At 41.6% G+C, this 12,453-nt stretch carries 14 protein-coding genes; all 14 read right to left on the bottom strand.

The annotated features are described in order from the left end of the window. Nucleotides 1-276: 276 nt before the first annotated feature. Nucleotides 277-2,070: a choice-of-anchor I family protein gene (locus tag PSH54_RS18675; protein WP_273606821.1), complete on the bottom strand. Its 1,794-nt coding sequence runs from the start codon at nucleotides 2,068-2,070 to the stop codon at nucleotides 277-279. A gap of 170 nt (nucleotides 2,071-2,240) precedes the next feature. Beyond that, on the bottom strand, nucleotides 2,241-2,819 hold the full coding sequence (locus PSH54_RS18680; protein ID WP_273606822.1) for a DUF1240 domain-containing protein: 579 nt from the start codon (nucleotides 2,817-2,819) through the stop codon (nucleotides 2,241-2,243). Then, nucleotides 2,816-3,391 (bottom strand): hypothetical protein, encoded by a 576-nt coding sequence (locus PSH54_RS18685; protein ID WP_273606823.1) that lies wholly within the window; start codon nucleotides 3,389-3,391, stop codon nucleotides 2,816-2,818. Before PSH54_RS18685 ends, PSH54_RS18680 begins: the two co-directional genes overlap by 4 nt. Further along, nucleotides 3,297-3,746 (bottom strand): hypothetical protein, encoded by a 450-nt coding sequence (locus PSH54_RS18690; protein WP_273606824.1) that lies wholly within the window; start codon nucleotides 3,744-3,746, stop codon nucleotides 3,297-3,299. The genes PSH54_RS18685 and PSH54_RS18690 overlap by 95 nt, the downstream gene beginning before the upstream one ends. A gap of 121 nt (nucleotides 3,747-3,867) precedes the next feature. Continuing rightward, nucleotides 3,868-5,226 (bottom strand): bifunctional UDP-N-acetylglucosamine diphosphorylase/glucosamine-1-phosphate N-acetyltransferase GlmU, encoded by a 1,359-nt coding sequence (gene glmU, locus PSH54_RS18695; RefSeq protein WP_273606825.1) that lies wholly within the window; start codon nucleotides 5,224-5,226, stop codon nucleotides 3,868-3,870. Nucleotides 5,227-5,474: 248 nt separating this feature from the next. Next, nucleotides 5,475-5,897 (bottom strand): F0F1 ATP synthase subunit epsilon, encoded by a 423-nt coding sequence (locus tag PSH54_RS18700; RefSeq protein ID WP_004588077.1) that lies wholly within the window; start codon nucleotides 5,895-5,897, stop codon nucleotides 5,475-5,477. 13 nt (nucleotides 5,898-5,910) lie between these two features. Next, complete coding sequence (atpD, locus tag PSH54_RS18705) at nucleotides 5,911-7,296, bottom strand: F0F1 ATP synthase subunit beta (RefSeq protein WP_004588076.1); 1,386 nt, start codon at nucleotides 7,294-7,296, stop codon at nucleotides 5,911-5,913. Between the two features lie 33 nt (nucleotides 7,297-7,329). Then, nucleotides 7,330-8,190 carry a F0F1 ATP synthase subunit gamma gene (gene atpG / locus PSH54_RS18710; RefSeq protein ID WP_004588075.1) on the bottom strand — a complete coding sequence of 287 codons (861 nt, stop codon included), beginning with the start codon at nucleotides 8,188-8,190 and terminating at the stop codon, nucleotides 7,330-7,332. A gap of 60 nt (nucleotides 8,191-8,250) precedes the next feature. Next, a complete protein-coding gene (gene atpA, locus PSH54_RS18715) occupies nucleotides 8,251-9,792 on the bottom strand; it encodes a F0F1 ATP synthase subunit alpha (RefSeq protein WP_004588074.1) in 1,542 nt (513 codons plus the stop codon). 14 nt (nucleotides 9,793-9,806) lie between these two features. Beyond that, the gene (gene atpH / locus PSH54_RS18720) at nucleotides 9,807-10,340 is read right to left on the bottom strand and encodes a F0F1 ATP synthase subunit delta (protein ID WP_004588073.1); all 534 of its coding nucleotides are present in this window, start codon (nucleotides 10,338-10,340) and stop codon (nucleotides 9,807-9,809) included. A 16-nt stretch (nucleotides 10,341-10,356) separates the two neighbouring features. After that, nucleotides 10,357-10,827, bottom strand: coding sequence for a F0F1 ATP synthase subunit B (gene atpF, locus PSH54_RS18725; RefSeq protein WP_004588072.1), 471 nt, complete (start codon nucleotides 10,825-10,827; stop codon nucleotides 10,357-10,359). 42 nt (nucleotides 10,828-10,869) lie between these two features. Then, nucleotides 10,870-11,103 carry a F0F1 ATP synthase subunit C gene (atpE, locus tag PSH54_RS18730; protein WP_138683981.1) on the bottom strand — a complete coding sequence of 78 codons (234 nt, stop codon included), beginning with the start codon at nucleotides 11,101-11,103 and terminating at the stop codon, nucleotides 10,870-10,872. A gap of 51 nt (nucleotides 11,104-11,154) precedes the next feature. Next, entirely contained in the window at nucleotides 11,155-12,012 is an 858-nt protein-coding gene (gene atpB / locus PSH54_RS18735; RefSeq protein WP_004588070.1) for a F0F1 ATP synthase subunit A, read from the bottom strand. Between the two features lie 15 nt (nucleotides 12,013-12,027). After that, entirely contained in the window at nucleotides 12,028-12,408 is a 381-nt protein-coding gene (locus PSH54_RS18740) for an ATP synthase subunit I (protein WP_024032126.1), read from the bottom strand. Nucleotides 12,409-12,453 lie beyond the last annotated feature (45 nt).

The raw sequence follows: 12,453 nt of genomic DNA on the forward strand, positions 1-12,453 counted from the left end.
CGAAGTTTTACTTAACTCTCTGAGCCGTTGTGCCTTGCTATGCTTCAGCGTTTCCCGTCTCAGTGGGGTCGCATTATAGGGAGATTCGAGCGGGGGTCAATGTTTTATTTCAGCTTTTTGACAAATAAATGAATTTAGTATGAAACGCATACAAATAAAGGCCTACAGGCTGATTTTAGATTAAAAAACGCGCATGTTAAGTCGCTATTTTACAGCTAATATTTGCGCGTTAGAAAAAGCAGTACATTTAGTAATCGCTGTACTGCTTTGTTGGTTTTAATTTGCTGCAATTTGCCATACAGCTATAGAACCTGAGATCTCATTACCGATTATAAGCAGTGGCTCGCCTGTCGCACTTTGTTCGGCAGGTACAAACACCATGCCTTCGGGTGCAAGGTCGCCGGTTATATCTGCCCCTTCTATTACACCACGGTTATAAAAGTAATCTTCAAATTGCACATCGTAAGGGTTGGTAATATCGTAAACCATAATCCCGCCCATGCGCTCAAGACCTATAAAGGCAAAAGTGCGTTCGTCTATCGTACCTATTGTTAGCGCTTCGGGTTCTGCGCCTTTATCATCTGAGCGTGTGTCACCTTCGTTTTCATCTTCATTGTTATTAAAGGCTTCACCATGAACCGATGCGGTAATACGACCTATGTCATCGCCTGAGTCAAATACCACCAGCCCATTACTGTCCCAAATAGTAAATGAGCGTGCACCATAGGCATAAAGCGATTCGTATTGACCGTCGTCATTCGTATCACCTTTTACAGTGCTTACCTTCAAGCGGCCTATATCGTCATCGTCGTTATTTAAGTAGTCAAAATTAGCTGCAAGCGTTAAATCTTCAACACGGCTTTCATCTATATAGGCAAGACAGCCATCATCTTCATCGTAATCTAGACCGCCCTTTGCTGCGCAGTCTGCTTCATCTGTTACATCAAAGAAGTACTCGCGTGCATCACCTTCATTTGCCGATACTATAAAGTTTGCGCCTTTCCAGCTAAAGCTTGAAATTGTATCTGGCTGATACATACCATAAAGCCCTGGGTACGATTTAAAATTAACACCGCCGTCTTTATCTGATGCATCTATTTGTAAATTTGACCAGTCTTTAAAGCCTAGCGATTTTAGCTCTACGCTATTATCTTCTAGGTTAATAATAGCGAGACCGTTATTTTCTTGAATTGATACGTAGGCATATTTGTTATCTTTAGAAATGCTGACGTACTCAGGCTCTAAATCCATAGCTACTGTCGTATTTATTACATTTCCGTTGATAGTACGCCCTGTAGGGTTAGCAAACACAAATCCATCAGATTCAAGTTCAGCTTGCTGACTATTGTAAGTAGTAAAGTCAATATTAGTTGCCGTATCAGCTACTACACCTTCTACTATATTAATTATGCTTACAGAGCCTTTTGGGTCGATACTGTAATCGCCATTAGGTTCACCTTCATTGGCTACAACTACTTTTGTACCGTCGTGGTTAAAAGTCACCATGTCTGGTAAAAAGCCTGCTGGTACATTTTTTATGAATGCGGGTGTATCGCCGCTTATGTCGTAAAATGCAATTTGACCCGCTTCGCCCACATTTTTAGCAGCCATAGCCACAGCTAGCATTTGGTTGTTTTCATCTATTGCTATGCTGTTTGCATCGCCTGGGGTGTTGTCGTTTAAGGTAAGGGTAATGGTTGATGTTAGGTTAGTTGCACTCACTATCCCTTCGTTATCTTGAACAAGGGCCGCCGTATCAAAGGTGTCGGCGGGTATAATATTAAAAACGGCTTCATCACCAGAGCTGTTAATGGCGTAAATCCACTTTTTAGATGCTTGATAAGCGACTATTTCGGCTGCACCTTCGGGGCTTTGGGCATTAAGTACAGCGCGGCCTACTAAACTTATATTTAACGCAGAGTTTGCATTAGTGCCGTTAGTACCATTTAGACCCGCTGTGCCTTGCTCCCCTTGGATACCTTGCGTGCCGTCTTGGCCGTCATCTCCATCTAGTGAGCAACCCGTTAATATTGATATGAGTGAAAGTGCTATAAGTGACCTTTTTAACATTGTTATTTTCCTTCGTGTGGTATTGAACAAAATAACAACACACAGGTATGACAAAGCTATGGCACTTTTATTTTGATTAGCTTTCGGCAATAAAAAAGCGAGTTATAAAACTCGCTTGCAGCTAAGGAGTAGCTTATTACCCATGAAAGCAGCTTTGTAGCTAAAAGCTATTAATTTCGAGTTTCTTTTATAAACTCTTTTAGCTCATCAACCGAAGGCTCAATACCTTGTTGGTTTTTTTGCTCGAACCAATCGGCTAGATCACTGATTATGACAGAGCCATCTTGTAAGCATAACTCATCGTTTTTTAGCCAAACATCAGGCGATCGAATTGAGGGTTCAGTATACCAACTACAATAAGTGTAACCTTTGCTTTTTAAATTAGACTCTATAACAAGATTCGTCGGGATTGATAGAATTAATAAAACAATTAAGCCTACAACTGCACTTTTAAATGCATTAATTAAAGTTAACTTTATATCAAACCCCAAAAAGCGCTGTAAAGTCGATAAAAACGTTAGAAATAAGCAAGGCAATAATAAAAAAGATAATAGTATGGTGGCCTGCTCTTTGATAAAAAATTGAGGCTGACTAACTAAAAATATAGTTTCCACTTCGGAAAAAAAGTTTAAGGCTATTTTGTAGCACAGTCCTCCACTAATAATTAACAAGAAAAAAACAGATGCTAATTCCTTCATATTTGCAAAAGATAACTTCTTATCTGCTTTTTTCCATTCTAAAAACTTCAAAAGTTATAAGACCTATTTTTTTTAAACATAGGAACCCCAAAAACCTCATGTAAAAATTCATTTGGATTTTCTTTATATTCGTTATTAATTTTCTGCGCTCCAGCCCTAATTTTAACTACACCACTTTGTATCTTATTTTCAATATTTCTTAACTCTTCAGAAAGTACTTTTACATAACCACTGGTATCCGAAAATGCAATTGAAAAAGCCACCCCAACGACTACAACAACCAACAAGGGCACTAATACTGTACCAGCAATTATTGTTGCTAAACCTGCTGATGCTGATGATGCAACACCTAATATTGTACTAGTAGTCACAATAGCAGCTCCAACTACAGCCATGTCTACGGCTACACCTGCTACTAAGTCATGCCATGTTTTTTGATCGTTTAAAAAATAGTCTGTAGCATGAAATGTCACTGAAATTACTAGAGTAAGCACAAACCCACCCTTCATAGCTTTTGCAGCTTCTAATTTACCGACACCGATAGTAAAAAGTTTGGGGTTGCTTGCTAAATAACGAGTACCCGTTAAATGAGCTTTGATACCGGGGTAAAGCGGGGGAACCATTATAAACTTTAATTTTAAACTTACCGAAAACATTACCTTGGCGGTGCATTGCAACCGCTATAATGGCTAATGCCTTCACATCATTAAATAAAGGATAGAGTCCACCTCCAGTCTTTAACTGATCTTTAATTCGTTTCCATTTACTTGATAGTGAATTATGCTCTTCCAGTAACTCATCAAGCCAATCAACCACTTCTGAACGAGATTTACCTTGCTTCATCTTTACAGAAATAATGTAGTCTACAAACTCTGCTGAGTTCATTTGGATAAGCGTGTGATTATTACCTGATAGTATGTTTTTGATTTGATTTTGGCGCTGCCTTTCGGCGACAGCACGACGAGCATATGCAGACATAAGACTTCCTTGAGTGTAATTTTTAATCCGTTAACTATAAGTTTAAATAATAGTCAAAATTTAAGCAATAAAAAAGCGAGTGTTAAACTCGCTGTAATTATTTAATAAGTAATGATCGTTGCTATTTTTTAACCGGGCGTTTCCAGCCCGTTAAATTACGCTGTTTAGAGCGTGCTATTGCAAGTTGTTCATCTTCAACGGTACTGGTGATCACAGAGCCTGCACCTACAGTTGCTGTTGTACCAATGTGTACTGGGGCAACAAGCGATGAGTTAGAACCAATAAAGGCGTTATCACCAATAATGGTTTTTGCTTTATTAACTCCATCGTAGTTACAGGTAATAGTACCAGCGCCTATATTCACTTTTTCACCAATTTCAGCATCGCCTAAGTAACTTAAGTGGTTTGCTTTAGAGCCTTTACCTAAGCGGGTTTTTTTCATCTCTACAAAATTACCAATGTGCGAGTCTTCTTCCATTACCGCACCAGGGCGCAGGCGAGCATATGGGCCTAGCGTACATTTAGCCGCTACGCTTGCATCTTCAATTAGGGTATTCGCTTTTATTACAACGTTATCGCCTATAGTACAGTTTTTAAGTACGCAGTTAGGGCCAATTTGTACGTTATTGCCTAGGGTTACATTACCTTCAAAAATAACGTTTATATCAATTAATACGTCTTCGCCTGTTTTAACATTGCCACGTACATCAATACGAGCAGGGTCGGCTAGGGTGGCACCATTTAACATTAACTCTTCTGCTTGCCATGCTTGATAAGCACGCTCTAGGCCTGCAAGTTGTACGCGGTTGTTTGCGCCTTCAACTTCCATTGCATGATCGGGCTGTGCTGAGGTGATTTCTACACCTTCACTGTGCGCCATAGCAACAATATCTGTAAGGTAGTATTCACCCTGCGCATTATTGTTAGATAGATTGCCTAACCATGTTTTTAAAAGCTTGCCGTTAACCGCCATAATGCCGGTGTTTACTTCGCTGATAAGTAGCTGCTCAGCGCTTGCATCTTTTTGCTCAATAATACCTACAAGCTTGCCATCTTCTCGTAGCATACGGCCATAGCCATTTGGGTTAACCAAATTAACTGTTAATACCGCCAAACCATTTTTAGGTGTTGCAGCTAGTAAGCGCTCAAGTGTTGATTGCTTTGTAAGAGGTACATCGCCGTATAAAACAAGTACAGTGTCGTCATCATTAATATGAGGGTTTGCTTGTGCTACTGCGTGGCCAGTACCAAGTTGTTCTGCTTGCAGTACCCAGTTTACGTCGTTATCGGCAAGTTGTTGTTGTAATAGTTCGCCGCCGTGCCCGTAAACTAAGTTAGTGGTGGTTGCACCAAGTGCCTTTGCGTTATCTATAACATGCTGCACCATTGGTTTACCTGCAACGTTGTGCAGAACTTTAGGTAGAGCAGAGCGCATACGAGTACCTTTACCCGCAGCAAGAATTACTGTTGTTAGAGCCATTAAAACAATTTCCTTTTTCCGTTGTTTTAGTGAGGAGTTAATGAAAGTAGCTTAACTAGATTACGCATGTCACTCCATGTATACATACTCAGCCGTATTATAAAAAATAATGACTGAATCTATGATAAACAAACTATTCATAATAATTACACTTATTGTAACCAGCTTTGCTAACCGATATAAGTGTAAAGCCAAATTACAGGCACAAAAAAGCCCACATAACGTGGGCTTTTAAAAACCGGATAGGCTTACTTTTTACGTAATTGCTGAATTACGCGAAGTTGTGCAATAGCTTCTGCTAGTTGCATAGCTGCTTTTTGATAATCAAATTCAGCAGCTGACGCATTAGCCATTTGGCTTTCTGCGTCACGCTTAGCTTGCTCTGCGGCTTGCTCGTCTAGGTCTTCACCACGAACAGCTGTATCAGCAAGTACGGTTACTATGTTCGGTTGAACTTCTAGTGTACCGCCAGCAATATAGATCAGTTCTTCTTCACCATGTTGCTTAACTAAACGTACCATACCAGGTTTAAGGGCAGTTAGTAGTGGGGCGTGACCGGCATTAACACCAAGCTCACCTTCACTACCAGATACTTGAATCGATTCAACTAGACCAGAGAACAAGCTCTGCTCTGCGCTTACTACGTCAAGATGTACAGTCATAGCTGCCATACTACCCTCCTAATTACATGCTTTTAGCTTTTTCTTGAGCTTCTTCGATAGAGCCAACCATGTAGAACGCTTGCTCTGGAAGGTCATCAAATTCACCGCTTAGAATGCCTTTAAAGCCAGCAATTGTGTCTTTTAGTGAAACGTATTTACCTGGCGCACCTGTAAATACCTCTGCCACGAAGAATGGCTGAGATAGGAAACGCTGGATTTTACGTGCACGAGATACAAGTTGCTTATCTTCGTCAGAAAGCTCGTCCATACCTAGGATAGCAATGATGTCTTTAAGTTCTTTGTAACGCTGAAGAACTGTTTGAACGCCACGTGCTGTATCGTAGTGCTCTTGACCAATTACTAATGGGTCAAGTTGACGTGAAGATGAATCAAGTGGGTCTACCGCTGGGTAGATACCAAGTGATGCGATATCACGTGAAAGTACTACTGTTGCATCTAAGTGAGCAAAGGTAGTTGCTGGAGATGGATCCGTTAAATCATCCGCAGGTACGTATACCGCTTGGATTGATGTAATTGAACCTGTCTTCGTTGAAGCGATACGCTCTTGAAGTACACCCATTTCTTCAGCAAGTGTAGGCTGGTAACCTACCGCTGATGGCATACGACCAAGAAGTGCAGATACTTCTGTACCAGCAAGCGTGTAACGGTAGATGTTATCTACGAAGAAAAGTACATCGCGACCTTCGTCACGGAACTTCTCAGCCATAGTAAGACCAGTTAACGCTACGCGTAAACGGTTACCAGGAGGCTCGTTCATCTGACCATATACAAGCGATACTTTATCAAGTACGTTTGAATCGTTCATCTCATGGTAGAAATCGTTACCCTCACGAGTACGCTCACCAACACCTGCGAATACTGAGTAGCCGCTGTGCTCGATTGCGATGTTACGGATAAGTTCCATCATGTTTACGGTTTTACCTACACCGGCACCACCGAATAAACCAACTTTACCACCTTTAGCAAATGGACATACAAGGTCGATTACCTTGATACCAGTTTCTAAAAGTTCTACTGAACTTGATTGCTCTTCGTATGAAGGCGCTGCACGGTGAATAGACATACGGTCTTCTTCGCCGATTGGGCCAGCTTCATCGATTGGCTCACCAAGTACGTTCATGATACGACCAAGCGTTGCTTTACCAACTGGAACTTGAATCGCTTCACCTGTATTTTCTACCGCTGCGCCACGACGTAAACCGTCAGTAGTACCTAGTGCGATAGTACGAACAACACCGCCACCTAGCTGTTGTTGAACTTCTAAAGTCAAACCAGCTAAATCGCCATCTGTTACTTTTAGCGCGTCATATACGGCTGGCACGTTGTCTTGAGAAAACTCAATATCCACAACGGCACCGATAATTTGGACGACCTTACCTAAACTCATGTCTATTCCTCTCGTTAATCTTTGCCTGAAGCATTAAACTGCGGCTGAACCAGAAACAATCTCACTAATTTCTTGTGTGATTGCCGCTTGGCGGGCCTTGTTATAAACAAGCTGTAACTCATCCATAAGGTCGCCGGCATTATCTGTTGCAGCTTTCATTGCAACCATACGGGCAGCCTGTTCAGAGGCAGCGTTCTCAACCACACCTTGGTATACCTGAGACTCAACAAAGCGTACAAGCAAAGACTCTAATATAGCGTCTGGGCCTGGCTCGTATAAGTAGTCCCATGTGTGGGCAGATACTTCTTCTTCAGCTTTTGGCAAAGGGAGTAACTGGTCAATTGTTGGTTCTTGCTTCATGGTATTAACGAAGTTGTTATATACCAGGAATAAACGGTCAATTTTACCTTCTGAGAATGCATCTAGCATAATTTTTACAGGACCAATTACGTCTTGTACTGAAGGCTTATCTCCAAGGCCTGCTTTTTTAGCAAGCACTTGACCGCCAAAACGTTGAAAGAAGCTAGCAGCTTTGCTACCTAAAGTTGCAAACTCAGCGTCCACACCTTTTTCTTTCCACGCTTTAATGTCTAATGCAACTTTTTTAAACTCATTTGAGTTTAAGCCGCCACATAGACCACGGTCTGTAGAGATAACAATATAACCAACTCGTTTTACTTCACGTTCTTCTAAGAACGGGTGAGTAAAATCAAGATTTGCTTGAGCAACACGACCAATTACTTTGCGTAATTTGTCAGCGTATGGACGGCTTGAAGCCACTCGTTCTTGCGCCTTTTTCATTTTAGACGCAGCAACCATTTCCATTGCGCTAGTGATCTTTTGAGTATTTTTAATACTCCCGATCTTGCTTTTAATCTCTTTTCCGCTGGCCATGACTCTCTCTCCGAATCAAGGTGTGCTTTAGTAAACTAAAGCGCACCATTAATAACTAAATTACCAAGTTTGCGTAGACTTGAACTTCTCAAGAAGTTCTTTAAGCTGCGCTTCGATCTCGGCGTTGTAGTTACCAGTTTCATTGATTTGAGCCACAAGCTCTGCGTATGTGCTACTTGCATAAGAAAGTAAAGCTGCTTCGAAATCCATAATTTTAGAGATTTCGATATCTTTAAGATAACCTTTCTCAGCTGCAAATAACGACAAAGACATTTCAGCAACAGACATTGGTGCGTACTGTTTCTGCTTCATTAGCTCTGTTACACGCTCACCATGCTCAAGTTGAGCACGAGTTGCATCATCAAGGTCAGACGCGAACTGCGAGAACGCAGCTAATTCACGGTACTGAGCTAGGGCTAGACGGATACCGCCACCTAGTTTCTTAACGATTTTAGTTTGTGCAGCACCACCAACACGCGATACCGAGATACCAGCATTTACTGCCGGACGGATACCTGAGTTGAATAAGTCAGTTTCTAAGAAGATCTGACCATCGGTGATAGAGATAACGTTTGTCGGTACGAACGCAGAAACGTCGCCGCCTTGAGTTTCAATGATTGGCAATGCCGTCAATGAACCAGTTTGTCCTTTCACTTCACCGTTAGTGAACTTTTCAACGTAATCAGCGTTTACACGCGATGCACGCTCTAAAAGACGCGAGTGAAGGTAGAATACGTCACCAGGGTATGCTTCACGACCTGGTGGACGCTTAAGTAGTAATGAGATTTGACGGTAAGCAACAGCTTGCTTAGATAAATCATCATATACGATTAATGCGTTTTCACCACGGTCACGGAAGTATTCACCCATAGTACAGCCCGAGAACGGTGCTAAGTACTGAAGTGCCGCAGACTCAGAAGCAGATGCTACAACTACGATAGTATTTGCAAGTGCACCGTGCTCTTCTAATTTACGTACTACGTTAGCAATAGTAGATGCTTTTTGGCCAACCGCTACGTACACACACTTAACGCCTGTGTTCTTTTGGTTGATGATTGCATCGATTGCTAGTGCAGTTTTACCTGTTTGGCGGTCACCGATTACAAGCTCACGCTGACCACGACCAACTGGAATCATCGCATCAATAGATTTGTAACCAGTTTGAACTGGCTCATCTACAGATTGACGCTCGATTACACCTGGTGCAATTTTTTCTACAGGTTCAAAACCGTCGTTATCTAAAGCGCCTTTACCGTCGATAGGAGCACCTAGTGTGTTTACAACACGACCAAGTAAGCCAGCACCAACAGGAACTTCTAAGATACGACCAGTTGTGTATACTTTTACGCCTTCAGTAAGGTCAGCGTAAGGACCCATAACTACTGCACCAATTGAGTCACGCTCAAGGTTTAGTGCGATAGCATAACGGTTGCCTGGAAGCTCAATCATCTCACCTTGCATACAGTCAGCTAGACCGTGGATGCGGATGATACCGTCAGTAACAGATACGATAGTACCTTCGTTACGAGCTTCACTTACAACTTCGAACTGCTCAATACGTTGTTTGATCAGATCTGAAATTTCAGTGGAATTAAGTTGCATGCTCTTTTTCCCAATTACGATTGTAGTGTTGTGGCTAAGCGGTTTAATTTACCGCGTACTGAGCCGTCGATTACAGTGTCACCCGCCTTAATAATAAGGCCGCCAACAACTGCAGCGTCTTCACTACAATTCAGCTTAACTTTGCGTGCGAAACGTTTTTCAAGTGTCGCTACCAATGACTCTTGCTGCGCTGCAGCAAGAGGGGTTGCCGAAATCACATCTACGTCGATTTCTTTGTCATACTCTGCTTTAAACGCAGCGAATAACTGAGCAACCTCTGGCAGTGCAATCAAACGTCCATTTTCAGCCATCACCTTAACTAGGTTCTGACCTTGTTCGTTGAGCTGCTCAGCACATAAGTTAATAAATAACTCAGCTTGTGCAGTAGCAGTAGGCAATCCAGCTAGAATGGCTGATGCTTGTTCATTGCTGGCAACTTCGCCTGCAAAAAACAACATGTCATTCCAGCTTTCAATCGTGCCTTTTTCAACGGCAAGTTCAAAAGCCGCTTTAGCGTATGGGCGAGCGATAGTAGTCAATTCAGACATGCTCATACCCTCCTAATTACAGCTCAGCGACAAGTTTTTCAACGATGTCACTATGTGCGGCTTGATTGATTTCACGCTCTAAAATTCTTTCAGCGCCAACCACTGCCAGAGTCGCTACTTGCTTACGTAGCTCTTCTGTTACACGGTTACGCTCTGATTCAATTTCAGAGTGCCCTTGAGCAATAATTTTTTCACGCTCTTCTTGTCCACGAACAGTTTCTTCGTCAACAATAAGCACGGCACGCTTTTTAGCTTGTTCAATGATATCAGCCGCTTGAGCTTTTGCATCTTTAAGCTGTTCTGCAGCTTTTTGTTGCGCAAGTTCTAAGTCTTTTTCGGCTCTATCAGAGGCAGCTAAACCATCTTCAATTTTCTTCTGGCGAGACTCAATTGCATCATTAAGTGGTGGCCATACATATTTCATACAAAATAGTACAAACACCGTAAACGCAATTAATTCACCGATAAGAGTGGCTGTTATGTTCACGACCGCTCCTCCTTAAAATAGTAAGCTGTTCAAAAAATAAAATTAAAGTACGAACAGGATTACCATTGCGATACCAACACCGATCATTGCTACCGCATCGATTAGACCAGCTAGGATGAACATCTTAACTTGTAATGAAGGTGCAAGTTCAGGCTGACGCGCACATGCTTCTAGGAATTTACCACCCATGTTACCGAAGCCGATAGCAGTACCGATTGCACCGAAGCCGATAAGTAAAGCAACTGCGATGTACTTAAGACCGATCATTAGTTCCATTTTTTTCTCCAAAGTTTCAATTGTTAAAGTTAAATATAAAAAGTGTATAAATTAGTGATTGTCTGAACTTGCCATGCTTAGGTAAACAATGGTTAGCATCATAAATACGAATGCTTGTAACACGATTACTAAGATATGGAATACAGCCCAAACAAAGTGCAACGGAAGTTGCATTAAACCAACTGCGCCGATAAGTATGAATATCAATTCACCAGCGTATAAGTTACCGAATAAACGCAGTGCTAACGAGAAAGGCTTAGACACTAGAGCGATTGTTTCTAGTAATAAATTACAAGGAATTAAGAAAATCATAGCCACTTTGCTATTAGAGCTAAACGGGTGAAGTGTAAGCTCTTTAATGAAGCCACCAACCCCTTTAATTTTAATAGAGTAACCAATCATCAGAATAAACACACCCAGTGCTAACGCAGCGGTTAAGTTTATGTCTGTGGTAGGTACAATTTTCATGTAAACGTCGTGTGAGTCCATGCCAAAGGCTTGTTCACCAACAAAACCAGCAAGTGCAGGTAAGAAATCAACTGGGATTAAATCCATTAAGTTCATTAAGAACACCCAAACAAAAATTGTTAAGGCTAATGGAGCAATTAATTTGCTTTTACCGTGGTAAGTGTCACGTACGTTGTCACCAACGAACTCAACAATCATTTCAATAAAACATTGAAATTTACCCGGTACTCCGGTGTGAGCTTTCTTTGCGGCGCTTCGGAAGGTCCATAAAAATAATAGACCAAGTCCGATTGACCATGCGAGGGTATCTATATTCCATGTCCAGAAACCACTGTCTGCACACGCTTTGTTGAAGGCAAGACCTGAGTCGGTCATACACATCTTAGCGTTTGTTAAGTGATGCTGGATATGGCTTGATATAGTAACTTCTTCTGCAGCCATGTTATATCCCAAAAGTTAATGTTTAAAAAAAACGGGTGCAAACAATCCAGTAAAGAGCACAAATACGTAAACACAAAAAAACGGCACTAAAACGACCGTGGTTGACTTGAGTATCAGTGCAAACAATACGATTGTTAGCATAAATTTTAATCCGTTACCGCGTTTTAACGAGGTATACGCTTGATTTGCTTTGCTTGCACCCATATATCTGAATGCATAAAGCGCAAATACTAGGTGGGGAAGTATTGCTACGCTGCTACCGGCAAGTGCTGATACGCTGGCGTTTACTCCCCAACCAACAAAAATAATTACTGCAGCTACAAGTGCTACGATACCCTGAAGACAAATTAATTTAAATGCGGCAAGCCTATAAGGTCTTGCTAACTTATTAGTCACGTTTAGTTAACCTTTATGGCGTTCTAATTGTTAGGGTGTGAAAAC

Source organism: Pseudoalteromonas sp. Angola-30, from assembly GCF_028599215.1.
GTDB classification, from domain to species: domain Bacteria; phylum Pseudomonadota; class Gammaproteobacteria; order Enterobacterales; family Alteromonadaceae; genus Pseudoalteromonas; species Pseudoalteromonas atlantica.